Consider the following 25,079-nt stretch of genomic DNA (forward strand, 5'->3'; position numbering starts at 1 on the left):
CGAAAAGTGTTTGAGCGGCTTTCGGACAACATCATGCTCTACTTCTTTGATTCTAGAGCGGATTCAGATTTCAGGTCGAACAGACCTAAAATCATCCGACCCTAGTGCCCCGGCGAGTCGTTGATCTGCCTCTTCATCCGGAGCCAGTCCGAAACGCAGCCAATTGCGCGCATAATCGAACTTGCGGACCAGAATATGATGACGGCAGAGATGCGTATATATGCCCTCGGCGCGGTCGTCTGCAACCAGTGCAAACAGGCGGGTGCCGCCGGCGACCTGAAGCTTCGATCGACGAAGAACCCCTTCCAGCGCCGCATGCCGTTGAAGGATGCGGTTCCGAATGGCGCTCGTGTCGCTTTCCATCAGAGAAGCAGCAATCGAAAGGGCCGGTCCGGAAACCGCCCAGGGGCCGAGCCAGTCCTCGAAACGGGCTATGATCGAAGCTTCAGCAATCATGAAACCCAGCCGCAGACCGGCCAGGCCGAAAAATTTTCCGAAGGAGCGGAAGATGATGAGGTTCGGCATCTCGGCGGCAAAAGGCGCCATGCTTGCCGCCGGTTCGACATCTCCGAAAGCCTCGTCGACCAGAAGAATGCCGTCGTGCTCGCGCTGCCCGTCATGCAGCTCCCGCAACTGCTCGACTGACAGAGTCCGCCCATCGGGATTGTTGGGGTTGACGGCAACGACCAGCCGGTCGTCGGAGGTGAGTTCCGCAATCGTCGAAACCTGGCGAACCTGCAGGCCGGCCAGTGTGAAGGCACGCGCATATTCGCCATAGGTCGGCGAGAGGATCGCAACCCGGCCGCCGGCTACGAGCCTTGGAAGCAATTGAATGACCGATTGCGTGCCCGGAACCGGCAATGGCGAGATATCGCCGCTGCGATAATAGCCCCTCGCCGCCTCACGCGCCCGCTCCTGCAAATGCTGATCCGGAAGCCGATGCCAGGCCGCAATGGGAATATCAGGCAAGGAGACCGGATTGGGGTTGATGCCGGTCGACAGATCCAGCCATTCCTCCGGACGTCCGCCATATTGGCGCGCCGCCGCAGTGATGCCGCCGCCATGGATGATCCTGTTCGTCATGCGGCGTCACCGGCAAGATCGATCAGATGCATGTAGGAGCCGGCGACATTGGCGCGTTGCAGGCCGGCTTCACCCAGATCGGTATCGAGCGCATCGCTGACCGCAAACAGACGGTCCGCCTCGCCTTCCGATACGATCGTTGAATAGTGAAACTCATGCGCAGTCATCGGCTTCTCGAAGAAGGAGCCGGCAAGCGGCACCACGCGCCGATAGCCAAGATGGCGCTGCCGCTTCTCGTAGCTGGTCACGACGGGCAAGAGACCGAGCATCCCGTGATGCACACCCGCCGCATCCACAAGCCCCTCGCCGAGCACCATGTACCCACCGCACTCGCCATAGATGCGCGCTCCGCGCGCGGCGGCCGCCTTCACGCCATCCTGGAAATGCTGCGCGGCAGCAAGCTTTCCGGCGTGCAATTCCGGATAACCGCCCGGCAGATAGACGGCATCGGCATCGGCCGACGGAGCCTCGTCGGCGAGCGGCGAAAAGAAGGATATTTCCGCGCCGCGCCGCTTCCAGCCGAGCAGCATATGCTCGTAGCAGAAGGCGAAGGCGATATCCCGCGCTACGGCAATGCGTTGGCCGAACGGCATCAGGCGCGCGATATTGGCAACCGAGGGACGGACGACATGCTGATGCGCCGCCCGCAAGAGCAGTTCGAAATCACAGGTCTTCGAGACGACCTCGGCGGCCGCCTCGATAAATTGCTCGAGCGCCCCATGCTCTCCCGCCTGCACCAGGCCAAGATGCCGCTCCGGCAATGCCAGGCTGACGTCACTGCGGATGACGGCGGCGACGGGCATACGCACCGCATTCAGTGCCTGACGCAGCATTTTCTCATGCCTGTCGCTGGCAACGCGATTGAGCACGACACCGGCGATGCGGATATCGGCGCGAAAATTGGCAAAACCGCTGACGACGGCCGCAACCGATTGCGACATGCGCGAGCAATCGACAACAAGTACGACGGACAGGCCGAGCAAGGCTGCCAGATCGGCCGGCGTGCCCGTGCCATCGGTAGCGCCGTCGAAGAGGCCCATCATCCCCTCGATGACGAGCATCCGCCCGCCGGCGCGATGAAGCGCCGAGTTGGCGGAAATAAGTTCGGCACGCATGGCCCAGGGATCGAAGTTGAGGCAGGGCGATCCCACGGCTGCCGCATGAAAGGCAGGATCGATATAGTCCGGTCCCGCCTTGCCGGATGCGACCGCAACACCCTTGTTTCGCAGTGCCCGCAGCAGACCGAGCGTAAATGTGGTCTTGCCGGAGCCTGAAGAGGGTGCCGCGATCAGAAGGCCACTCATGCCGGCACCTTATGTCCGCTTTCGCCCGGCCGTTCGACTGATGGCACCAGCGTACGGCCGGAAAGCGCGCCAAGCCAATCGAGCGACGGCCGCAATTTCACAACCTCGCCGACGACGACGATGGCCGGCGGCTCGAGGCCGGAGGCTTCGACATCTTGAAGCGCACGCCCGAGCGTCGTTTCCAATACCTGTTGAGAGGGCGTAGCCGCATTGCAGACGAAGGCAACGGGCTCTTCCGCCGAACGGCCGGCAGCGATCAGATTGGCGCTGATCTGGGCGATGTGCTTCATCGCCATATACATGACGATGACGGGCGAGCCCCTGCCAATCGCCTCCCAATTGATCGCATCAGGCACGACGCCGGACGAATCATGGCCGGTCAGGAAGGTGACGGCATGGTTGATGTCGCGATGGGTCACGGGAATACCGGCATAGGCAAGGCCGCCGATCCCGGCCGTAATGCCGGGCACGATGCGGAATGGAATCCCATGCTGGACGAGCATCAGCGCTTCCTCGCCGCCGCGCCCGAAAACAAAGGGATCACCGCCCTTTAGGCGCAGGACGCGCTTGCCGGCCCGCGCCAGCTCCACCAGCCGCAGCGAGATATCCCGTTGCTTGGCCGACGGCTTGCCGCCGCGCTTGCCGGCATATTCCAGCACGGCACCCGGACGCGCGAGTTTCAGGCAATCTTCATTGACGAGCGCATCATGCACGATGATATCAGCCTCGGCCAATCCCTTGGCGGCCAGCAGGGTCAAAAGCCCCGGATCGCCCGGCCCGGCGCCGACAAGCCAGACGGACCCCGGCTCCAGGGCCGGCAGATTGGAAAAGGCGGTATCGTTCATCCCATGTGTCCTATGCCCGGATGGGCGAAATTGCAATGTTGAGAACGGGATAAGGCGATCTCGGTTCGACATAGCTCCCACTGCAAACATTACGTCACACATCCTCTCGGCATGAGCGACAGCACGCTATGGGCTTTTCCAACGACGACAGGAAAGGAAAATAGTCGATCGATCGCATGGCGTTCCGGACTCACTATATCCGGAAACTCAAATAGGTTCCTGATAGAGCTGGAGAATGGCCTTCAGCGAATTGTGAAGGGGGCACTATCGCCCCCTTCACGGGGCTCAGTGCTTCACCTTGCCCAGAAGCACGTTGCGGATCAGGTCGAGAACCTGCTGCGAGCGAATGCCGGTGCAAGCGCTCTGGCTCGGAAGATTGTCCCAATCGCCCGGCGGGAAGCGGCGGCCATCCTGCTTGATGATCGTCTGGCCATCGGCAATGCCGCCGCAGACGACGCGGATCGATCCCTCGATCGTGTCGAACAACTCGGGCGCCACGACATAGACGCAGGCGCAGCTGTCATGAACCATCATGCCGTCTTCGACCGCATGCTTGTAGAAATCGATATAGGACTGCGAGAGGTCTGCGAGCAGCTGCACGGAGGGCCCGCCCGCCTTTGCCATGTCAGCCAGATAGCTGCGGCTCATCGTCGTCACCGACGTAACGTCGAGACCGACCACGACCACTTTCCACGGCGCCGTCATGATAAAATCGGCAGCTTCCGGATCACCGTGAATATTGGCTTCCGCGACCGGGGTGACATTGCCTGGTACGTAGAAATTGCCGCCCATGATCACGACGCCCTTCACGAGCGAGGCGATTTCGGGGTCGTGCTTCAGCGCCAAAGCCAGATTGGTCATGCGGCCGACGGCAACCAGGGTCACCTCACCCGGATTGGCGCGGACAGTGTCGATAATGAACTGATAGGCTGGCCGCGGATCGGCCGGCAGGTCGATCGTCTCAGGCACGTCGATGTCGCCGAGACCGTTATGGCCGTGAACGACTGATGGCCACGGCCGTTCCTGCCGCGAAGGATCGAAAGTGACGCTGGCGCCGCGCGCGACCGGGCACGGAATATTCCACTCGCGCTTCAGAAACAGCGCGTTGCGCGTCGTCGTATCGACAGAGGCGTTGCCGAAAACCGTCGTTACGCCGAGAAGGTCGATATCCGGGTGACGATGCAAAAAGAGAAGCGCCATGGCGTCATCGACGCCCGGATCCGTATCATAAATGACCTTATGCATGATTTTTCCTTACCAACATACTGAATAAGCTTGATCTTTCGGAAAATCCCTCCCGTCGCGGATCGCGCTTGAACTATCGGCATACACGAGAACCGCCGCCGGCGAAATGGTACCACGATGGTCCCATGGAGCATTGATGAGATTTGCGGAGCGAATTCGCTGCTCAGACGATCCTGGCGATCGCGGCCGTCGCAAAGCTGGACTTGATCTTGGGAAGCACGAGCTCCGAATCCGGGCCGGCGGCCGCCAGCGCCGCAGCCTCAGCGACACCGTGGCAACCGACATGGGCGAAGACGATCTCGGACGGGTTCATCAACCGTGGCGTCTCCCGCTCCAGAGCCGCTGCCTTGAAGAAGCGGGCAGGCAGGCGAAAATGCGTGGCGGTCTCTAGAATGGCCGGCTCATCCATGCGCGTGTCGATCGATACCACGGCCAGAACTTGCTCACTCCCGATTCCGACCTCCTGCAGTGCCCTTTCCGCAAGCATCCGCACGTCGTTCCAGTCCGTGCCACGCTCGCAGCCAAGGCCCAGAAGATACCGGCGGGTGGAATTGGCATAGGTCGTCATAGTCGCTCCCAACGGCATCGGCCGATATGACAGCTGTAGCGGGCGCCTTTCGGCACGTCAATTTCGCCCGGTGTGTCCTGATAGCAATTGCCTTGCGGCAGGCAAAGTGCCAGAAGGCCGCTGATTTCCCGCCTTCGAGTTTCCGCCTTGCCAGACATCACATTCCAGCTCCTGCTTCTGCTGTTTGCCGCCGCATTCTTTGCCGGTTTCGTTGATTCCATCGCGGGCGGCGGTGGGCTGGTCACCGTGCCGGCCATGCTCTTGGCCGGCATTCCGCCGCTGCAGACCCTCGGCACGAACAAGGTGCAGTCGATCTGTGGCGCGGCCTCGGCCACGATTGCTTATGCCAGGCAGGGACACGTCCAGCTTCGCGAACAGCTTCCGATGGCGGCGATGGCGGTAATCGGCGGCATGCTCGGCGCTTTGCTGGCGACGATCATGCCGAGCGAGGTTCTGCGCATCGTCCTGCCCTTCCTGCTGATCGCGATCGCGCTCTACTTCGCCCTGAAACCCAATCTCGGTGATATCGAAAAGCATCGGCGCATGAGCGCTGGGCTCTTCGGCGTGACGCTTGTTCCGCTGATCGGCTTCTACGATGGCGCGTTTGGCCCCGGCACGGGTTCGTTCCTCATGCTCGCCTTCGTCACCCTCGCCGGCTTCGGCCTGCTGAAGGCGACGGCGCACACGAAGCTGCTCAATTTCGGCTCGAACCTCGGCGGTCTGATCGTCTTCATCTTCTCCGGCGCCATCCTTTGGAAAGTCGGCATCGTCATGGGCTTCGGCCAGTTCCTCGGCGCCCAGGTCGGCTCGCGGCTTGCCATGCGCATCGGTGCGAAACTGATCAAGCCGCTGTTGGTCGTCGTCTGCATCGCCTTTGCGGTCAAGCTGCTGGCGGACCCCACCCATCCCGTAAGGATTTGGTTGGGGCTGTAAGAAACGCGCCTTTGATTACCTCCGACGTAATTGATAGTGCTTCGGTACGCGCCGATGATCGCCCTGCCTGAACGATTCAGGCGATCCAAAGGAGTTGACCGATGACTGACGCGAACACAATTGCAGACCGCTATATCGCCATCTGGAACGAGGCCGACACCGACCGCCGCCGCGCGCTCATTGCCGAGGCATGGGCGGAAGACTGCAGCTATATCGACCCAATGATGCGCGCCGACAACCGCGAGCAGATCCATGCGCTGGTCACGGCCGCACACGACCGTTTCCCCGGCTTCCGCTTCACGCTCATCACGAACGGCGATCGCCATGGCGACAACCTCCGTTTCTCCTGGGGTTTCGGCCCGGCCGATGCCGAGCCGCTGATCAAGGGCACGGATTTCGCCATCCTCGAGGGTGACCAGCTGAAGTCCGTTCACGGCTTCATCGACCAGCTGCCGGCTGCCGCATGATGAACCCGGCCCGCTCGCTCGGCGACCATCTGCGCGAATGGCGGCAGCGACGCCGCCTGAGCCAGCTCGAGTTCGCCCTTGAAGCCGATATATCGCAGCGACATCTGAGCTTCATCGAGAGCGGGCGGGCGCTTCCAAGCCGCGAGATGCTGATGCATCTCGCCGAACGGCTCGGTGTACCCTTGCGCGAACGCAACCCGATGCTTCTCGCGGCCGGATTTGCCCCCGTCTTTCCCGAACGTAAACTGGACGACCCGGCGCTTGCCCCGGCACGGCGGGCGATCGACATGCTGCTGAAAGGCCACGAGCCCTTCCCGGCCCTGGCGATCGACCGGCACTGGACGCTGATCGCCGCCAATGCCGCCGTCGCACCGCTGCTTGCCGGTGTCGTCGACACCTCGTTGACTAAGGGGCCGATCAACGTCCTGCGATTGAGCCTGCACCCGCAAGGCCTGGCGCCTCGGATCACCAATCTCTTTGAATGGCGGGCGCATCTACTGGAACGCCTGCGTCAACAGATATCGGCGACCGGCGATCCCGTGCTGGCAAAATTGCTGGAGGAACTATCGGCCTATCCGGCACCGCCTGCCCCAAAATCGGCGGCGCCGGAGCGGGATTTCGCCGGCATCGCCGTGCCTCTCGAGCTTGTCACCGAAGCAGGACATCTCTCGTTTCTGTCCACCACGACTGTCTTCGGCACACCCGTCGATGTCACCCTGTCGGAACTCGCGATCGAATCCTTCTTTCCCGCGAACCCGCAGACCGCGGAAGCGCTGAGGGCGATGCTGCCGGGCAGTTCAGCACCCGGCGAGTGATCAGAATTCGACGCCCGGCTGTCCCTTGATGCCGGAGCGGAAGGGATGCTTGATCAATTCCATCTCGGTCACGAGATCGGCGATCTCAATCAGCTCTTCCTTGGCATTGCGACCCGTCAGGACCACATGCGTCATGTAGGGCTTTTCGTCCCTGAGGAATTCGATCACATCCTTGATGTCGAGGTAGTCATAGCGAAGCGCGATGTTGATCTCATCCAGCAGCACCATCGAATTCCGCTCGTCTCGGATCAGCTCCTTGGCCTTTTCCCAGGCGGCGGATGCCGCAGCCACGTCACGGGCACGATCCTGCGTTTCCCAGGTGAAGCCTTCGCCCATCGTATGGAACTGGCAGAGATCGGAGAAATGCTTCTCGATCAGGTCGCGCTCGCCGGTCCACATGGCGCCCTTGATGAACTGCACGACGGCGCTCGGCTTCCCATGGGCGATGTGGCGGAAGATCATGCCGAAGGCGGAGGAGGATTTTCCCTTGCCCTTGCCGGTATGGACGATGATGAGGCCCTTCTCGTCGGTCTTGGTCGCCATGATCTTGTCGCGCGCGGCCTTCTTCTTGGCCATCTTGTCGGCGTGACGGGCATCGTCGTTCTTCGGTGCGTCCGCGCCGGTTTCGGCCAATTCGTCGCTCATTGCGTTCTCCCTGATATGATCGATTTCTGTGCCAGCGGTCCGCCGCGCCAAAGATAGAGCGCGACAAGCGGCTGATCTTCCGTGCGCATGGCATGGCGGATGTTCGAGGGGTGATGAATGACCTCGCCGGACCAGCGCGGCAGGAACGGCTGCGCGTCCTTACTCCATAGGGAGCCATCGGTCAGAGGGATATAGATTTCCTCGGCCACGTGATGATGATCTGGATAGTGGACGTCCGGACCAAGGAGCAGAAAGCCCCCGGCCATCTCCTCGCTCGCAAAATGCCCGCGCGTGCCGAACAGCTCAACCCAGCCATATCGCTGCAGGAAATCACTGCCAAAATCGGTGATGCTATAGGTCTGAGCCCAATGCAGTAGATCCGCCGCATGGGAAAGCCTGCCGAGCAAGGCCCTTTCCGCCCCGGCGGCAACCTGATCGAGCTCGCGAAGATGGGAGACGACGGGCAGATCCCTCGGCGCCAGCGCGCGCTCCTCGGTCGGCCAATCAAAACCGTCAATGAAATGCTGCAACAAGAGATCGCTGCGCGACTGCAGATAATCTCGAAAGGCGACCAGAAGCTCGTCGACCCCGCTCATGCCGCCGCCTCCTTCCCCTCTTTCAGGCTTTCCAGATCGAAGCGTGCCGAATTGCTTCTCGGTGTCCAGAGCTTGCGGTCGATCGCCTCAAGAAGACGTTCCCGCATCTCCCGCAGCGCGGCCGGATTCTTCTCCGCCATGAAATCCCGCACATGCTGATCGACCACGAAAGCCTGGTAGACGGCTTCGAAGTGGTGATTGCCTACTGCCCCCGTCGTCGCGGCGAAGGCGAAGAGATAGTCCACGGTCGCGGAGATCTCGAAGGCGCCCTTGTAGCCGTGGCGCATGATGCCATCGATCCACTTGGGATTGACGACGCGGCCGCGCACGACACGACCGATCTCTTCCTCAAGCGAGCGGATCACAGGCTTTTCCGGCCTCGAATGATCATTGTGATAGATCGAGGGCCGCGCGCCGCCAAGCTGCTCGGCAGCCGCCGCCATTCCGCCCTCGAACTGATAATAATCGTCGCTGTCGAGCAGGTCGTGCTCGCGATTGTCCTGGTTCTGCACGACCGCCTGAATAGAACGCAACCGCTCCTCGAAGACGCCGCGTTCGGCTCTGCCTTCCTCGCCGGCGCCATAGGCATAGCTGCCCCAGACGAGATAGGCTTCGGCGAGATCGGCGCGCCGCTCCCACCCCTTCTCGTCGATGAGCGCCTGCAGACCGGCACCATAGGCTCCGGGTTTCGACCCAAAAATGCGATAGCCGGCCCTGCGGCGGGCGGAGGCTGCGTCGAGGCCAGCCGCTTCCAGCCGCGCGATCTCGCCACGCATGCGCTCCGCGATCGGATTGTCGCTCGCATCCTCATCGAGCATGCCGACTGCGCGGATTGCCTTGTCGAACAAAGCGATCTGCTCGGGAAAGGCATCGCGGAAAAAACCGGAGATACGCAGCGTGACGTCGACACGCGGCCGCCGCAGCATGGCCGGCGGAATGATCTCATAACCAGTAACGCGGCGAGACGTCATGTCCCAGACGGGCTTGACGCCGATCAGCGCCAGCGCCTGCGCGACATCGTCGCCTCCCGTCCGCATGTTCGACGTGCCCCAGGCCGTCAGCCCGAAAGAGACAGGCCATTCGCCATGATCCTGAACGTAACGGCGGATCAGCAGCTCGGCCGATTTCTTGCCAAGTTCGTAAGCGGCCGGCGTCGGAACCGCACGGCTGTCGACAGAATAGAAGTTCCGCCCCGTCGGCAGAACATCCGGCCGGCCGCGCGTCGGCGCACCGGAGGGTCCGGGCGGGACGAAACGGCCGTCGAGGCCTTTGAGCAGAGCGGAGATTTCCGCATCGCCGCAGGCGAGGATGGACGGCTGGAGCTTTGCGGCAATTTCTTCAAGGACCATACGGGTGTTTGGCCAGTTCTCTGGGCAAGCCGTTTCGCCAGAGACCAATTGTGCGGCCAGGAGTTCGATCCGCTCCACGGTATCGCCTTGGGTGCGCCAGGGGGTGTCAGAGATACTTTGCAGAATAGACGGACGCGGGCCTGCCCATTCCGCGGCCATGTCGCAATCCAATGGATCGAACGGTTTGATCGGAGAGATACCCCCCTCCGTCAGCTTCGCTGACATCTCCCCCACAAGGGGGGAGATTGGCGGGAGTGTGCCGCTTCGCTTTACCAAATCTTTATCATTAGCGTCAGCGGATTCGATCTCGGTTTGATGAAGAGAAGCGCCACGGGCCACCAATCTCCCCCCTTGTGGGGGAGATGTCGCATCAGCGACAGAGGGGGGTGTAGCACTCTCCCCATCCACAAGCGCATCCCGAGCAATCGCCCGCTGCAGGCTCTGATCGCCACCTTCGCCCAGCCCGCGCGGCACTCTTGCCAGCGCCACCGTCAAATCCGTCAGCAACCGCCCGGAAGGCGAAACGCCGAAAATATGCAGGCCGTCGCGGATCTGCATTTCCTTGAGATCGCAGAGATAGGCGTCGAGCTTGCGCAATGCCTCGTCTTCGCCCTCGCCCTTGGCAATGCCGGCATCCTGATCGAGCCCGATATCGGCGACGAGATCGAGGATCTGCTTGCGGAGCAGCCGGATACGGCGAGGGTCGCCGCCCGAGGCCTCGTAATATTCGTCGACCAGCGCCTCCAGATCCTTCAGCGGACCGTAGCTTTCAGCGCGCGTCAGCGGCGGCGTCAGGTGGTCGATGATGACGGCGCTCGTGCGGCGCTTGGCCTGCGTACCCTCGCCTGGATCGTTGACGATGAAGGGATAAAGGTTCGGCAGCGGCCCGAGGATCGCTTCCGGGTAGCAGCTTTCCGAAAGCGCCAGCGCCTTGCCCGGCAGCCACTCGAGATTGCCGTGCTTGCCCATATGGATGACGGCATGGGCACCGAAGGAGCGACGCAGGAAGGCATAGAACGCAAGGTAGCCGTGCGGCGGAACGAGATCGGGAGAGTGATAGCTCTCCTTCGGATCGATATTATAGCCGCGCACCGGCTGGATGCCGACAAGCATCTCGCCGAAACGGGCGAACGGCAGAGCAAAGCCGCTGTCGAGCGCATAAGGGTCCGCCTGCGGCTCGCCCCAGCGCGCCGTGATCTCATCCTGAATCTGTTTGGGAAGCGACGAGAAGAAATCTCTGTAGTCGCTGAAAGAAAGCGTCTCGCGAACGACGCGGCCATCATGCCCGGAATTTGTCGGGCCTTCCGCCAGATGCCGCATCAGCGCATCGCCATCGGCAGGCAGATCGGCAACATCATAGCCTGCCGCTTGCATCGCCTTCAGCACCTCGATCGTGCCGGCCGGCGTATCCAGCCCGACGCCGTTGCCGAGACGCCCATCGCGGTTGGGATAGTTCGCCATAACAAGCGCGACACGGCGATCGCCGGGCGGCGTGCTGCGCAGCCGCGCCCAATTGGCGGCGAGCCGCGCCGTATAGCGCATGCGGTCCTCAAGCGGTTCGCTGGCGACGATATTGGCCTCGACCCTCTCGTCATAGCGGGCAGCCGCCTTGAAGGACACGGCGCGAGCAAGAACGCGGCCATCTACCTCGGGCAGCGCTACATTCATGCCGAGATCGCGGGCCGAAAGCCCCTGTGAGGACGCCTCCCAGGCTTCTTTCGACGACGCCGAGAAGATGGCCTGCAGAACGACGGCCTCGCCCGTCTCCAGCACCGTCGCTTGACGATCCGCGCCCGGCGCCGAAACCGCAAAGCCGGTGGCATTGATGACCACGCCCGGCTTCAGCTCGGTAAAGACGCTTTCGAGAATGCCGACTGACACGGCATCCTTGAGACTATAGGCAAAGACCGGCAGCGGCCGCATACCCTCGGCGATAAGCGCCTCCATCATGGCTTCGACCGGCTTGGTCTCACCGCTCTGGACCAGCGCGCGATAGAAGGAAATCGCGACGGTCGGGGGTTCGGGTCCCTCCGGGACCACCACCCTCGAATTGGAAATTCTTCTCCAATCCTCAACACCGATCACACCCCGACCCGGCCACCAGATACCGGCCTTCATCAGGGGCGCAGCCGACATCGGCTTCTCGGCGCCTGAGAGCATAGCCTCGGCATAAGCGAGAAACGCACGCGAATTCGCCTCCCCGCCCTCGATCAGGTAGGACCAGAGCGCATTGAGATCATCGAGCGCGACGTTGGAAAAAGGCGTCAGCCCCGGATCGGGCTTCGAATCCCCCGGCAGCACCGCAATCATTGCACTCTGCCGCGCCGCACAGGCATGCAGCGCCTCCAGAGCATAGTGGAAGTAGCTTGCCCCTCCCAGCGCCCGTACGATGATGAGCTTCGCATGCCGGGCCGTCCTGTCGACATAGGTATCGACGGACATCGGATGCTTGAGGCTCATCAGGCTCGCAAGTCGAAGGGAACGGCCGCCCTCGCCGTACGCTGCGGCAATCGCCGCAAGCTCGGTATCGGCGGCAGACAGAAAGAGGATATCGCCGGGCGACTGCCCGAGATCGATAGCCTCCTCGCCGTCGCTGATCGTTCCCTTCTGTGCCAGGAGGAGATGCATGGATTTCCCTTAGACCAGCGCTTCGATCGCCCTACGCACGACGGTCTCGTCCATCTCGTGCAGGCCGATCACCACAAGCCGTGTCGCGCGCGCTTCGCCCGGCGTCCAGGCGCGGTCGAAATAGGTGTCGATGCGGCTGCCGACGGCCTGCAGCTGCAGGCGCATGGGCTTACCGGGGACATCGACGAAGCCCTTGAGGCGCAGCACGTCATGCTCCGCGATCACGCCCTTCAGCGCATCGATGAATGCGGCCGGGTCGGCAATCGGGCCGAGTTCGACGACGAAGCTGTCGAATTCGTCGTGGTCATGCGGCGTGCCATCCTCGTGCTCCAGCTCGTGATGGGATTTGCGGTTGACGATATCGTCTTCGGTGCCGATGCCAAGGCCGAGCAGGACGGCGGCTGGTACGTCGCCGTTCTTCGCCTCGATGATCGTCGGCTTGCGCACCGTGCGCGAGGCGACTTCGGCGCGGACGCGGCCGAGACCATCGACATCGATGAGATCGGTCTTGTTGAGCACGATCAGATCGGCGCAGGTCAGCTGGTCTTCGAAAAGCTCTTCGATCGGGCTTTCGTGATCGAGCGAGTCGTCCTCGACACGGCGGGCTTCGACTGCGTCATGATCATCGGCGAAGCGGCCGGCGGCGACGGCGGCGCTATCGACCACGGTGATGACGCCGTCGACGGTCACATGCGTGCGGATGTCAGGCCAGTTGAAGGCGGCGACCAGCGGCTGGGGCAGAGCGAGACCCGAGGTCTCGATGACGATGTGATCCGGGCGGGCGTCGCGCTCCAAAAGCTTCGTCATGGTCGGAATGAAATCATCGGCAACGGTGCAGCAGATGCAGCCATTGGTCAGCTCGATGATATCGTCTTCGGTGCAGTTCTCCGCGCCGCAGCCCTTGAGCACGTCGCCGTCGACGCCGAGATCGCCGAACTCGTTGATGATCAAAGCGATCTTCTTGCCGCCGGCATTCTGCAGGAGGTTGCGGATCATCGTCGTCTTGCCGGCTCCCAGGAAGCCGGTGATGACGGTGGCGGGAATCTTTTCCTGGTTCATATTCATCAACCCTTCATTTTCAGCGGCAGGCCCGCTGCGATAAAATAAACTTCGGCACTCGCCGCCGCGACCATCTGGTGCAGGCGGCCGGCATGATCGCGAAACTCGCGCGCCATGCGATTTTCAGGCACGATGCCGAGGCCCACCTCGTTGGAGACGAGAACGAGCCGTGATCGTGCGGTCGGCAGAAAGGCAGCCAGGCCAGCAAACTCCGCGACCATATCCCGCTCGGCCATCATCAGGTTGGTGACCCAAAGCGTCAGGCAGTCGATAAGCACTGCCCGCCCCTCGGCGTCGATGGCGGCGAGCTGCCCGACAAGGTCGATCGGCTCCTCATGCGTCTGCCATTGATCACCGCGGTCAGCGCGATGCTGGGCGATGCGCTCACGCATCTCGTCGTCCCACGCCTGCCCTGTCGCCACATAGTGACGTTCGAGGCCGGCATCCGAAATCAGGGATTCGGCAAATCTGGATTTGCCGGAACGCGCGCCCCCAAGGACGAAGACTGCTCGGGAAGTTGAAGACGACATGCCTTATGCCCGCTCCCACGCAAAAGCGGAGGTCGGCAGCCTACAGCTGAAACCGGAAAAAGGGCGTCTACACGCCAAAAACTCGTCTTGCGCCACGACAACCTCCGTGCTGGCAGCGGAACTCACGTTCCAGAACAGGCTCTGTGCCCGGCACGTATGGCAGGTCTCCTGGCTCGCGGATAAGGCGCCGCGACGGGGGCCGACCGAAACCGGTCGCCCCCGATCGTGCGCCAGCGGGTCTTTCTCGCCTTCCCGGCATCCATCATGAAAAGGCGGACGATTCGTAGAATGAGAGGCGTCCAGCCCCGGTTGATCATGATGCCACGCCAGTGGCTTTTTCGATTTGCGCCTGCCCCGCCCGGTTCGCCCCATGCGAACCATCGACGGAATTGGCTTCAAACCGAACGAAAGACCCTGACCGCTCTACAGTCGCGGGGTCGGCTGTGATGAGAACGCCCGGCTTGGGTCCGTCCCGTCACATTCCCTTTTCATCCCATGCGGCAGATCGCCGCTCAGGAACCATTCGTTATGCCGCAATGATTAGGCTTTCACTTAGTTCAAGTCAATCAAGGGCATGGATGCGACCCGCGCCATCCTGATTGCGAAATCGGTTGAAAATTCCCATAAAACCAGCGGCTTTTTTGCCGTATTTCTTTGATGTTAGGAGTTTATAGAGGGTAAGCCCTCACATTCGAGTAAAAACGTATCGTCCGCTTCCAATGTTGCAGAAATTCCAACCGCGACGCCTCGGCGTCTTCTCGGCCCTATTCGATCTCGGTCGCTTCAGGGCATTGCTGCGCCGTGGCGAGTTGGGACTTGTTTTTGCCGGCGCGCTGGTGGGAATAGCATCCGGCTGCGCCGTAACTGCGATGAGCTATATCTCGCGCAAGCTTCACAGCGTCATCTACGGCATAACCGACTACGAACGCCTGAGTTCGGCGGCAATGGCGATTCCCGATAAATCGGTATTGTTCATCGCGCCGATCGCCGGTGGCATCATTCTCGGCATCCTGCTCTATATATTGTCGCGCACGCGCAAGAAACCGATGGTCGACCCGATCGAAGCGAATGCGCTGCATGGCGGTCGCATGTCGCTCACCGACAGTATCATCGTCGCGGTGCAGAACCTGATCTCGAATGGATTCGGCGCGTCTGTCGGGCTTGAAGCGGGCTACACACAGCTCGCCGCCGGCATTGCCTCCAAATTCGGCTACAAGATGCAGATGCGCCGTGCGGATCTGCGCATGCTCGTCGGCTGCGGCGCTGCCGGCGCTATTGCCGCCGCATTCAATGCGCCGCTCACGGGTGCTTTCTACGCCTTCGAGCTGATCATCGGTAGTTATTCGATCCTCACGCTGACGCCCGTCGTCGTCTCGGCGCTGATATCGACGATGATTGCAAGACTGCTTGCCGGCGATGACTTCGCCATCGACATCGATCACTTCGGTGCGATCGTCCCGGCGGACTATCTCCCGGCCATCCTGCTCGGCGCTTTCTGTGCCGGTATCGGTATCCTGATCATGCAGGGCGTTGCCTGGGTCGAGGAACTGGCACGCAAGAGTTCCATCGCGCCGCCCTTCCGGCCCGCGCTTGGCGGCCTGGTCGTCGGAACGTTGGCGCTGATCTCGCCGCAGGTCCTTTCGGCCGGCCATGGTGCGCTGCATCTCAACCTGTCTACAGACGTAACGCTCGGGGCCTTGGTGGGTCTGTTCCTGCTAAAATCGCTCGCTTCCGCAATATCGATCGGCTCGGGCTTCAGAGGCGGCCTTTTCTTCGCCTCGCTTTTCATGGGCGCGTTGCTAGGCAAGATTTTTGCCTATTGTGCCCCCTATTTCGATCATGCAACGCTGACGCCGGTCGTCTATGCCGTGGTCGGCATGAGCTCGCTGGCGGTTGCGATCATCGGCGGTCCGCTGACCATGACGTTCCTGGCACTGGAAATCACCGGGGACTTCCCGATCACCGCCCTGGTACTGGCCGCCGTCATCACCTCGTCGCTGGTGGTGCGTACCACCTTCGGCTACTCCTTCGCCACATGGCGCTTCCATTTGCGTGGCGAAAGCATCCGCAGCGCCCATGACGTCGGCTGGATTCGCAACCTTACCGTTGCCCGCATGATGCGCCCGGACGTCCATACGGGCAGCATCGACATGAGCATCGAGGAGTTCCGCAGGAATTTCCCGATCGGCTCGGCCCAGCGCGTCATCCTGATCGACAAGAACGAGAAATATTCCGGAATGGTCCTTGTGCCCGATGTCTATGCGAGCCCGATCGAAAAGGACGACGAGGAGCACGGACTTGCCGATTTCATTCGCCTGCGCAACGAGTTCCTGCAGCCGCAGATGAACGCCAAGCAAGCCGCCGCGATGTTCGACCAGACCAAGGCCGAAGCGCTCGTCGTGGTCAACGATCTGATCGAACGCAAGGTCATCGGCCTGCTGACGGAGAGCTACACGCTGCGTCGCTATAGCGAGGAGCTCGACCGCCGCCGCCGCGAGGTATCGGGCGAACTCTAGAGCAACTCCAGGAAAGGTGCACAGCGGTTTTCCGTCCGGAATTGTGAGGAAACCAGGAGCTAGATCAGCTTGGAGCTTCCGTGAAAAGCTGAACCGCTCTAGCGCACGAGACTGTCGAGCCACGCAGGATCGAGTACGCTTTCCAGCTCTGCCGCAACTTCGTCCAACGCCGCATCGACGCTGGCGCGATAATCCATGCGCTCGCCAGAAAGGCCGAAGCTTGCCAGCAGCTTTGCGCGATAGCTGTCGCTGCCGAAAAGGCCATGCAGGTATGTGCCCATGACGCGACAATCCGGCGATAGGGCGCCATCGGGCCGCCCGTCAATGATTGTCGATGGCCGCTCGCAATCAGGCCCCCGCGTCACGCCGAGGTGGATTTCATAACCCGACAGCGGCACATCATATTCTTTTGAGACCGCGAGGCTGTTGCGCACCGTCTTTTCCGGCGCCATTTCCGTCTCGATATCCAACAGGCCCAATCCGGGCGTCTCGGTCACCGATCCTTCGATGCCGAGTGGATCGAAGACGGTATGACCGAGCATCTGATAGCCACCGCAAATGCCGATGACGCGGCCGCCGCGGCGCACATGTGCAGCAATATCGCGATCCCACCCCTGCTCGCGCAGATCGAGGAGGTCACCGATCGTGGACTTGGAGCCCGGCAGTACGACAAGCGCCGCATCGGCAGGCAAACGCTCACCTGCGCGGACGAAGACGAGATCGACGTCGGGCTCGGCCCGCAGCGGATCGAGATCGTCGAAATTGGCGATACGCGACAGCACGGGCACGGCAACCTTCAACGCGCCAGAGGAGCCGCGGGCAAGCCGCTCCAACACCACGGAATCCTCGGCCGGCAGGCGCGCCGCCGCTTTCAGCCACGGCACGACACCATGACATTGCCAGCCCGTGAAGCCGCCAATCGCCTCTATGCCCTCACCGAATAGCGAGATATCGCCGCGAAACTTGTTGATCAGGTAGCCGCGGATCATCCGCCGGTCTTCCTCCGGCAATATATGGTATGTGCCGACCAGCGACGCGATCACGCCGCCGCGGTCTATGTCGCCGACCAGTACGACGGGGACATTCGCGCGCGTCGCAAAGCCCATGTTGGCAATATCCCCGCGTCGCAGATTGATCTCGGCGGGCGAACCCGCCCCTTCGACGATCACGAGATCCGTTCCCGCACGCATCGTGGCGAAGCTTTCAAGCACCGCGCCGAGCAGCTGCGGCTTGAGTGCCTGATAATCCCGGCCCTTGGCATGCCCCCAGACCTTGCCCTGAACGATGATCTGGCTGCCGGTTTCCGATTGCGGCTTCAGCAGCACCGGATTCATGTGCACGGATGAGGGAACGCGTGCCGCCAGCGACTGCAGCCACTGCGCGCGCCCGATCTCGCCGCCATCTTCGGCAACGGCCGCGTTGTTCGACATGTTCTGTGGCTTGAACGGGCGCACCCTCACGCCCCTGTTTGCAAACAGCCGGCACAGTCCCGCGACCAATACCGTTTTTCCGACATCGGAGCCGGTTCCCTGCAGCATGATCGCTCTTGTCATTCCCCACTACCCCTATGGGCCACAGCCACTGAAAATCCGGAGTTTTGCCTTGATTTCGCCGCGATCTCTAACCGCTGGAAACGGCTGCGACGATACAAAAATGCATCACGTTCAAACATGCTCTGTTTGCGACATTGGATGACGATTTCATCCATTGTGAGTTACGCCGAAGAGGATTATCTCCATCGCGAAAACACACAACGAAACCGGCCGGTCCGGGTCGGAGGATACCCCAATGCTCTTCATCTTCAACAGACAGAATTCCATTCAGATCGCCTGGAATGGCAAGCTTCCGGCTCGCCGCCCGGAGAGCCGCCTGCAGCAGCTTGACACGCGCTTCGGCACGATCGGCTTCATCCGCACCTATAATGTCGGCTGACACAGCGTCAAGCCGCCAGCCCGACACGTGAGAAGCCGCCATGCGACAGCATCGGCGGCCTTATTTTTACTCGATATCAAGATGAGAAATTAACAACGCTGCTTCTTGCAGACGGCAAGGTGTCTCAAAACGGGACCCTTTAAAGCGCGAAAACCGCGCGATCCGAGGATCAACGCGGCTTGCCAAAAACGCCGGCTCCCCTGCACAAACACCGCAAGGTTCGCTTTCCCCGGTACGCAATACCTGATCCAGGGAAGCAGCGGTATGTCCCCCGCCACGCATCGATTGATAAACCGACATCGTTACCGGAGGGTTATTAAGTGCTTAAATTAGAGTGAATCCGAAAATTTTTTGAAAATTTTCCCCTTTGCGTTGAGAAATCGCAAACGACGCAAATGGAACACAAAACGTCTTTCAGGGACGCGATATTTGAGCGGCATTTAAATCCGCCTTGGCGGCAAAGCTTCATGAAAGCCATGCAATGATCGTTTTGCAGCCACGAATAGCAGAAAACAGGCTAATTCAGGCGCTTAATTGAGCTTCTCCAAGATGCACGATAACTTCCGTTGGTCGACGGACTGTTGATTTCTTCATTCAAATCCTTACGCTGCCCAATGTCGATGCAACGAATGCCCGGCCGCGACAGGGTTCCGCGGTCGCAAAAAGACCAAATGCACGACGGCAGCAAAGGGGACCGTACGGGCGTCGTCAGCGGCGTATGAACGGTTGCAATTAGACCGCGCTGACAGGGGATCGACAGAAATCGAACGCGTTTGGAGTCGATTTCCGCAACGTAACGAAAAATTGGGAGACGATATCAATGAAGAAGCTTCTCGCTTCGGCCATCTTCGCATTCGGCGCCTATGCTTTGGCTGGCTCGGCGCACGCCGCGGATTGCGGCAGCGTATCCATCGCTGAAATGAACTGGGCATCGGCAGGCGTTGCCGCCCAGGTCGACAAGATCATCCTGCAAAGCGGTTACGGCTGTAACGTCACTCTGGTGACCGGCGACACGCAGCCGACCTTTACCTCCATGGACGAAAAGGGCCAACCGGACGTCGCGCCCGAGCTTTGGGTCAATGCCGTGCGCACCGCGCTCGACAAGGCCGTATCCGAAGGCCGTTTGATCGAGGCGGCACCGCTCTTGAGCGATGGCGGCGTGGAAGGCTGGTGGATTCCGAAATTCCTCGCCGACGCCCACCCGGATATCAAGACCGTTCAGGACGCGCTGAAGCATCCGGAACTCTTCCCTGCCCCGGAAGATTCTTCCAAGGGCGCGGTGTACAACTGCCCGGCCGGCTGGAACTGCCAGATCTCGACCGCCAATCTCTACAAGGCCCTCGGCGCCGAAAAGCTTGGCTTCACGCTGGTCGATACCGGTTCTGCGGCAGGCCTTGACGGCTCGATCGCCAACGCCTTCGAGAAGAAGACCGGCTGGCTCGGCTACTACTGGGCGCCGACCGCCATCCTCGGCAAGTACGACATGGTGCGCCTGAGCTTCAACGTGCCGCACGACAAGAAGGAATGGGACGCCTGCACCGCGATCCAGGATTGCGCCAATCCGAAGGTGAACTCCTATCCGGTTTCGGATGTCTATACCGTCGTGACCAAGGACTTTGCGGCAAAGGCCGGCATTGCCATGGACTATATGAAGACCCGCAAGTGGGATAACGCGACCGTCGGCAAGGTTCTGGCCTGGATGACCGACAACCAGGGTACCAACGAGGACGGCGCCAAGTACTTCCTCAAGACCTACCCCGACATGTGGACCAAGTGGGTTTCTCCGGACGTTGCCACCAAGGTCAAGGCTTCGCTCTAATCCATGCTGCAGAATCGGCGGCAGGCACGCGCCTACCGCCGATTTTACATTCGCGCACCGCAATCGGTATGACGCTCATACCGACAGAGCGACATGGCGCAAGGTCGCAACGAGTGCAGATTGACGGCGGCGAATGTAGTAAGAATTCAGGGGCAGCCTGAAGAACCGGTCGCAGCGCTGCAAAGCCATCCGCAAGTGAAGGCCACACGGGCGGAGCAGGACAGAACCGGACTAAGAAGGGGAAATACATGGCTATCCAGTGTACGATCCTGCCGAATGTGCTCTGCAACTTTCCGGCAATAGACGAGTCGATCATACGTCTCGCCCGCAAGAACATCGATGACGGTTTCAGGGCGTCCGTACGTGCCTACGGCAATCTCATCGACGCCATCGTGCAGCCGCTGCAATGGTTTCTGAACTACCTTGAATGGGCTTTCACCAATACGCCCTGGTTCATCGTACTCATCGTCATGATGCTCGTCGTCTATGCCGCAAGCCGCAATCTCAAAATTGTCGCCGGCACCGCGATCTCCATGATCCTCATCGGCGTCTTCGGCCTTTGGACCGACACGATGGTCACACTCGCCATGGTGACGGTCTGTACGCTCATCGCCATCGTCATCGGCCTGCCGATCGGCATCCTGATGGCGCGCTCCGACCGGCTGCAGTCGATCGTCAATCCGATTCTCGACGTCATGCAGACCATGCCGAGCTTCGTCTATCTCATTCCGGTCGTCGTGATCTTCGGCATCGGCAAAGTGCCCGGCCTCATCGCCGTCGTCATCTATGCCGTCCCGCCGATGATCCGTCTGACCAATCTCGGCATTCGCCTCGTGGACAAGGAGGTGCTGGAAGCCGCCGACGCCTTCGGGTCGTCGCACCGCCAGAAGCTCTTCAACGTACAGATTCCACTTGCGCTGCCCACCATCATGGCCGGCATCAACCAAACCATCATGATGTCGCTCGCCATGGTCGTCGTCGCCTCGATGGTCGGCGTTGGCGGGCTCGGCAAGAACACGCTGCAGGCGATCAACAACCAGTTCTTCACCGTCGGCTTCCTCAACGGTTTTGCTCTGGTCGCCATCGCCATCATTTTCGACCGTACGAGCCAAGCCTATGGCAGACGGCTCCAGAAGCACTCGGAGGTCATCCATGGCTAGTCACGCGATCCAGATAAAAAGCCTGTATAAAATCTTCGGTCCGCGCGGACGCGATTACATAGACCAGGTCAAGAACGGCTTGGGCAAGGCCGAGCTCAATGAAACGCACGGTCATGTGCTCGGCCTGCAGGATATCAACATCGACATGCCGGCCGGCGCCATTACCGTCGTGATGGGTCTCTCCGGCTCGGGCAAATCGACGCTGATCCGCCATATCAATCGGCTGATCGAGCCGACCGTCGGCGAAGTGCTCTATGACGGCGTCGACGTCTGCAAGATGAGCGAAAAAGATCTGCGCGAATTCCGTCGCCACAGGACGGCGATGGTGTTCCAGAAGTTCGCGCTGCTCCCGCATCGCACCGTGATCGAAAACACGATCTACGGCCTGGACATCCAGGGCGTACCGCGCTCCGAAAGCGAAAAGAAGGGCCGGTACTGGATCGAACGTGTCGGACTCAAGGGTTTCGAAAGGCACTTTCCGAACCAGCTTTCCGGCGGCATGCAGCAGCGTGTCGGCCTTGCCCGCGCGCTGACCAACGATGCCGATATCCTGCTGATGGACGAAGCCTATTCGGCGCTAGATCCATTGATCCGCGTGGATATGCAGACTGTCCTGCTCGATCTGCAGAAGGAACTGAAGAAAACCGTCGTCTTCATCACCCACGATCTCGACGAAGCGCTGCGCCTCGGCGACAAGATCGCGATCCTGCGCGACGGCAAGGTCGTGCAGCAGGGAACCGGCCAACAGATCGTGCTGCAGCCCGCGGACGATTACATCACCGCCTTCGTCAAGGAAGTGAACCGCGGCCGCGTCATCCAGGCTCAGACGATCATGAAGCCGCTTGCAGGCGAGCCGGGCGGAACGCGCGTACCCGGGGATATGATACTGGAGGTCGCTGCGAAGCAGATCACCGAGGCGGGCCAGACGGGGGCCGTCGTCACCGATGCCGGCGGCAAGCCCATCGGCATGATTGACCTGCAAAGCATCATCGCAGCCATGGTCACGCCGACAACACACGAGACGGCGCAGATGGCGGCAGCCTAACGGCTCATCTTCATCCCAAACGGCAAAGCGCCCTCACCGGGGCGCTTTTTTCTGCCCTGATTGCCGCGCGACATATGGGCAGCTATCTTGCCATTGTGTTCACATAAAGAAATGTTTATATCTGCATTTGACATCCCGAGAGCCGGCGTATCCGAGGACACACCATGACCGTCGCAATCAATCCCTTGACCGATCTCCTTGCCGAAAAGGGCGTACTGCTTGCCGACGGCGCAACTGGCACCAACCTCTTCGCCATGGGCCTTGAGGCTGGCGAGGCGCCTGAACTCTGGAACGAGCAGCATCCGGACCGGATCACAAAGCTGCATCAGGATTTCGTCGATGCGGGTGCCGATATCATTCTCACCAACACTTTCGGCGGCACCCGTCATCGCCTGAAGCTTCATCATGCGCAGGATCGCGTGCATAGCCTTAACAAGACGGCAGCCGAGATTGCTCGTGCGGTGGCCGACAAGGCCGACCGCAAGGTCATCGTCGGAGGCTCCGTCGGGCCGACGGGCGAATTGTTGATGCCGCTCGGCGCCCTGACCTATGAAGATGCGGTCGCGGCCTTCGTGGAACAGATGGAAGGCCTTCAGGCCGGCGGCGCCGATGTTGCCTGGATCGAAACCATGTCGTCGCCGGAAGAAATCCGCGCCGCTGCCGAGGCCGCCGCCAAAGTCGGCCTGCCTTACACCTATACCGGCTCGTTCGACACCGCCGGCAAGACGATGATGGGCCTGCATCCGAAGGACATTCACGCCGTCGCCACCGATATCGGCGCAGGCCCTCTCGCGGTCGGTGCCAATTGCGGCGTCGGCGCCTCGGACATCCTGTCGAGCCTTCTCGACATGACCGAGGCGGATGCTTCCGCAATCGTGATCGTCAAGGGCAACTGCGGCATTCCGGAATATCGTGGCGCTGAAATCTACTATTCGGGCACGCCGCCGCTGATGGCCGATTATGCCCGCCTTGCCCGCGACGCCGGCGCCAAAATCATCGGCGGCTGCTGCGGCACCTCCTGCGGCCATCTCGCTGCAATGCGGCAGGCGTTGGACAGCTACGTACCCGGCCCTCGCCCGACGCTGGAAATGATCGTCGAAAAGATCGGCCCCCTGCGCAACAAGACCGCCAACGAGGGCGGTGCCGCCCCCGCGCGCGAACGTCGCAGGCGGTCTTAAAGGAAAAAAGAAAGCCCGCTCGTCGGGCTTTCTTTTTTATAAATCAATCATTTTTTCACGAAGACCAATCGGCCATGTCTTTAGGGCATGCCGAGGGCCATAGCGCGTACCGCCATCTATTTCTCGCCGCCGATCGCGCGTCCCTCGGTAAAATGCGGGACAACGCGACTGTCGAAAGCCTTCAAGGCCGCGCCGATTGCCTGATGCATGTCGAGATAACGGTAGGTGCCGAGCCGCCCGCCGAAATGGACGTTGGTCTCCGCCTCCGCCCGCTCGCGGTAGCGCAGGAAGACTTCCTTGTCCTGCCGCGTATCGATCGGATAGTAAGGCTCATCTGCGCGCTTTGCCGAGCGCGAATATTCCCGCACCACGACGGTCTTCTCGTTCTGATAGCTGCGCTCGGGATTGAAGTGGCGAAACTCGAGGATACGCGTGTAGGGGATCGTCTCGTCGGCATAGTTCATGACCGCCATCCCCTGGAAATCGCCGGTATTCAGCGTCTCCTTCTCGAAATCGATGGTGCGCCATCCAAGCTCGCCCTCGGAATAATCGAAGTAGCGATCGATCGGGCCGGTATAGACGATCGGGAGACCGGCTGGCAGCGAGGACTTCAGCGAAAAGAAATCGACGCCGAGAGCGATCTGGATCTTGGGATGCTTCAGCATCCTCTCGAAGATCGCCGTATAACCATCGACCGGCAGGCCTTCATACTTGTCGTTGAAGTAGCGATTGTCGAAAGTGTAGCGAACCGGCAGGCGCGTGATGATGTGCTCGGGCAGATCACGCGGATCCGTCTGCCACTGCTTGGCCGTATAGCCGCGGATGAAAGCTTCGTACAAAGGCCGGCCGATCAGCGAAATCGCCTTCTCTTCCAGGTTCGCCGGATGACGGCCGGCCATTTCCGCCGCATGGTCAGCAATCAGCGCCCTCGCCTGATCGGGCGAAAGGCGCCGATTGAAGAATTGCGAGATCGTGCCGAGGTTGATCGGCATCGAATAGACCTGGTCGCGATAGGTCGAATAGACGCGGTGCTTGTAGTCGGTGAAAGCGGTGAACCTGTTGAGATAGGTCCAGACGACCTCGTTCGGCGTGTGGAAGAGATGCGCGCCATAGCGGTGGACTTCGATCCCGGTCTCTCCGTCGAACTCGCTATAGGCATTGCCGCCGATATGGCTGCGCCGATCGATCAGAAGCACGTTCTTCTGCAGCTCGTTCGCGACCCGCTCCGCAATCGTCGCGCCATAGAAGCCTGCGCCGACGATCAATAAATCTACCTTGGAAAAATCAATCATGCCCTAAAGCTTTCGGTACCACCAAATCTCGGCGGCGGTTGCAATCGAACGTGTCAATCGGAATTGGATA

21 protein-coding genes and 1 riboswitch are annotated in these 25,079 nt (G+C 60.9%); of the genes, 9 read left to right on the plus strand and 12 right to left on the minus strand.

The window, feature by feature from the left end:
* Positions 1 to 63: 63 nt before the first annotated feature.
* The 5 genes from cobD to GA0061100_RS01105 form a co-directional block, all read right to left on the minus strand.
* Positions 64 to 1,083, minus strand: a complete 1,020-nt coding sequence (gene cobD / locus GA0061100_RS01085; RefSeq protein ID WP_075850777.1) for a threonine-phosphate decarboxylase CobD — start codon at positions 1,081 to 1,083, stop codon at positions 64 to 66.
* Positions 1,080 to 2,387 carry a cobyrinic acid a,c-diamide synthase CobB gene (locus tag GA0061100_RS01090; protein WP_075850778.1) on the minus strand — a complete coding sequence of 436 codons (1,308 nt, stop codon included), beginning with the start codon at positions 2,385 to 2,387 and terminating at the stop codon, positions 1,080 to 1,082. Before GA0061100_RS01090 ends, cobD begins: the two co-directional genes overlap by 4 nt.
* Entirely contained in the window at positions 2,384 to 3,232 is an 849-nt protein-coding gene (gene cobA, locus GA0061100_RS01095) for a uroporphyrinogen-III C-methyltransferase (protein WP_075850779.1), read from the minus strand. Before cobA ends, GA0061100_RS01090 begins: the two co-directional genes overlap by 4 nt.
* A gap of 285 nt (positions 3,233 to 3,517) precedes the next feature.
* Complete coding sequence (locus GA0061100_RS01100) at positions 3,518 to 4,477, minus strand: nucleoside hydrolase (RefSeq protein ID WP_075850780.1); 960 nt, start codon at positions 4,475 to 4,477, stop codon at positions 3,518 to 3,520.
* 163 nt (positions 4,478 to 4,640) lie between these two features.
* Complete coding sequence (locus GA0061100_RS01105; RefSeq protein ID WP_075850781.1) at positions 4,641 to 5,045, minus strand: cobalamin biosynthesis protein; 405 nt, start codon at positions 5,043 to 5,045, stop codon at positions 4,641 to 4,643.
* 147 nt (positions 5,046 to 5,192) lie between these two features.
* On the opposite strand from GA0061100_RS01105, the gene GA0061100_RS01110 reads away from it, so the two are divergent.
* The 3 genes from GA0061100_RS01110 to GA0061100_RS01120 all read left to right on the plus strand — a co-directional run bounded on the left by GA0061100_RS01110 (position 5,193) and on the right by GA0061100_RS01120 (position 7,260).
* Entirely contained in the window at positions 5,193 to 5,978 is a 786-nt protein-coding gene (locus GA0061100_RS01110; RefSeq protein WP_075850782.1) for a TSUP family transporter, read from the plus strand.
* Between the two features lie 101 nt (positions 5,979 to 6,079).
* Complete coding sequence (locus GA0061100_RS01115) at positions 6,080 to 6,445, plus strand: nuclear transport factor 2 family protein (protein WP_075850783.1); 366 nt, start codon at positions 6,080 to 6,082, stop codon at positions 6,443 to 6,445.
* A complete protein-coding gene (locus GA0061100_RS01120) occupies positions 6,442 to 7,260 on the plus strand; it encodes a helix-turn-helix domain-containing protein (RefSeq protein WP_075850784.1) in 819 nt (272 codons plus the stop codon). Before GA0061100_RS01115 ends, GA0061100_RS01120 begins: the two co-directional genes overlap by 4 nt.
* Here GA0061100_RS01120 and cobO read toward each other — a convergent pair whose 3' ends face one another.
* The 5 genes from cobO to cobU are packed head-to-tail and all read right to left on the minus strand — an operon-like array spanning position 7,261 to position 14,067.
* On the minus strand, positions 7,261 to 7,905 hold the full coding sequence (cobO, locus tag GA0061100_RS01125; protein WP_075850785.1) for a cob(I)yrinic acid a,c-diamide adenosyltransferase: 645 nt from the start codon (positions 7,903 to 7,905) through the stop codon (positions 7,261 to 7,263). It lies immediately after the preceding gene.
* Positions 7,902 to 8,501: a dimethylsulfonioproprionate lyase family protein gene (locus GA0061100_RS01130; RefSeq protein WP_075850786.1), complete on the minus strand. Its 600-nt coding sequence runs from the start codon at positions 8,499 to 8,501 to the stop codon at positions 7,902 to 7,904. The genes cobO and GA0061100_RS01130 overlap by 4 nt, the downstream gene beginning before the upstream one ends.
* Complete coding sequence (gene cobN, locus GA0061100_RS01135; RefSeq protein ID WP_075850787.1) at positions 8,498 to 12,478, minus strand: cobaltochelatase subunit CobN; 3,981 nt, start codon at positions 12,476 to 12,478, stop codon at positions 8,498 to 8,500. The genes GA0061100_RS01130 and cobN overlap by 4 nt, the downstream gene beginning before the upstream one ends.
* Before the next feature lie 9 nt (positions 12,479 to 12,487).
* Positions 12,488 to 13,537, minus strand: a complete 1,050-nt coding sequence (cobW, locus tag GA0061100_RS01140; RefSeq protein WP_075851832.1) for a cobalamin biosynthesis protein CobW — start codon at positions 13,535 to 13,537, stop codon at positions 12,488 to 12,490.
* 5 nt (positions 13,538 to 13,542) lie between these two features.
* Complete coding sequence (gene cobU / locus GA0061100_RS01145) at positions 13,543 to 14,067, minus strand: bifunctional adenosylcobinamide kinase/adenosylcobinamide-phosphate guanylyltransferase (protein ID WP_075850788.1); 525 nt, start codon at positions 14,065 to 14,067, stop codon at positions 13,543 to 13,545.
* Positions 14,068 to 14,208: 141 nt separating this feature from the next.
* A riboswitch (cobalamin riboswitch) is annotated at positions 14,209 to 14,606 on the minus strand.
* Positions 14,607 to 14,786: 180 nt separating this feature from the next.
* On the opposite strand from cobU, the gene GA0061100_RS01150 reads away from it, so the two are divergent.
* Positions 14,787 to 16,583: a chloride channel protein gene (locus tag GA0061100_RS01150; protein WP_075850789.1), complete on the plus strand. Its 1,797-nt coding sequence runs from the start codon at positions 14,787 to 14,789 to the stop codon at positions 16,581 to 16,583.
* Positions 16,584 to 16,681: 98 nt separating this feature from the next.
* Here GA0061100_RS01150 and GA0061100_RS01155 read toward each other — a convergent pair whose 3' ends face one another.
* Entirely contained in the window at positions 16,682 to 18,136 is a 1,455-nt protein-coding gene (locus GA0061100_RS01155) for a cobyric acid synthase (RefSeq protein ID WP_075850790.1), read from the minus strand.
* Positions 18,137 to 18,371: 235 nt separating this feature from the next.
* Here GA0061100_RS01155 and GA0061100_RS34790 point away from each other — a divergent pair, with 235 nt between their 5' ends.
* The 5 genes from GA0061100_RS34790 (at position 18,372) to bmt (ending at position 23,717) form a co-directional block, all read left to right on the plus strand.
* Positions 18,372 to 18,515 carry a hypothetical protein gene (locus GA0061100_RS34790; protein WP_092855131.1) on the plus strand — a complete coding sequence of 48 codons (144 nt, stop codon included), beginning with the start codon at positions 18,372 to 18,374 and terminating at the stop codon, positions 18,513 to 18,515.
* 820 nt (positions 18,516 to 19,335) lie between these two features.
* Positions 19,336 to 20,334, plus strand: a complete 999-nt coding sequence (locus tag GA0061100_RS01160) for an ABC transporter substrate-binding protein (RefSeq protein WP_075850791.1) — start codon at positions 19,336 to 19,338, stop codon at positions 20,332 to 20,334.
* Positions 20,335 to 20,582: 248 nt separating this feature from the next.
* On the plus strand, positions 20,583 to 21,494 hold the full coding sequence (locus GA0061100_RS01165; RefSeq protein WP_075850792.1) for an ABC transporter permease: 912 nt from the start codon (positions 20,583 to 20,585) through the stop codon (positions 21,492 to 21,494).
* Entirely contained in the window at positions 21,487 to 22,539 is a 1,053-nt protein-coding gene (locus GA0061100_RS01170; RefSeq protein ID WP_075850793.1) for a quaternary amine ABC transporter ATP-binding protein, read from the plus strand. The genes GA0061100_RS01165 and GA0061100_RS01170 overlap by 8 nt, the downstream gene beginning before the upstream one ends.
* 164 nt (positions 22,540 to 22,703) lie before the next feature.
* A complete protein-coding gene (bmt, locus tag GA0061100_RS01175; protein ID WP_075850794.1) occupies positions 22,704 to 23,717 on the plus strand; it encodes a betaine--homocysteine S-methyltransferase in 1,014 nt (337 codons plus the stop codon).
* A 116-nt stretch (positions 23,718 to 23,833) separates the two neighbouring features.
* Here bmt and glf read toward each other — a convergent pair whose 3' ends face one another.
* A complete protein-coding gene (gene glf / locus GA0061100_RS01180; protein ID WP_208621503.1) occupies positions 23,834 to 25,009 on the minus strand; it encodes a UDP-galactopyranose mutase in 1,176 nt (391 codons plus the stop codon).
* Positions 25,010 to 25,079: the final 70 nt, after the last annotated feature.

This window comes from Martinezella hainanensis (assembly GCF_900094555.1).
Taxonomy (GTDB): domain Bacteria; phylum Pseudomonadota; class Alphaproteobacteria; order Rhizobiales; family Rhizobiaceae; genus Rhizobium; species Rhizobium hainanense.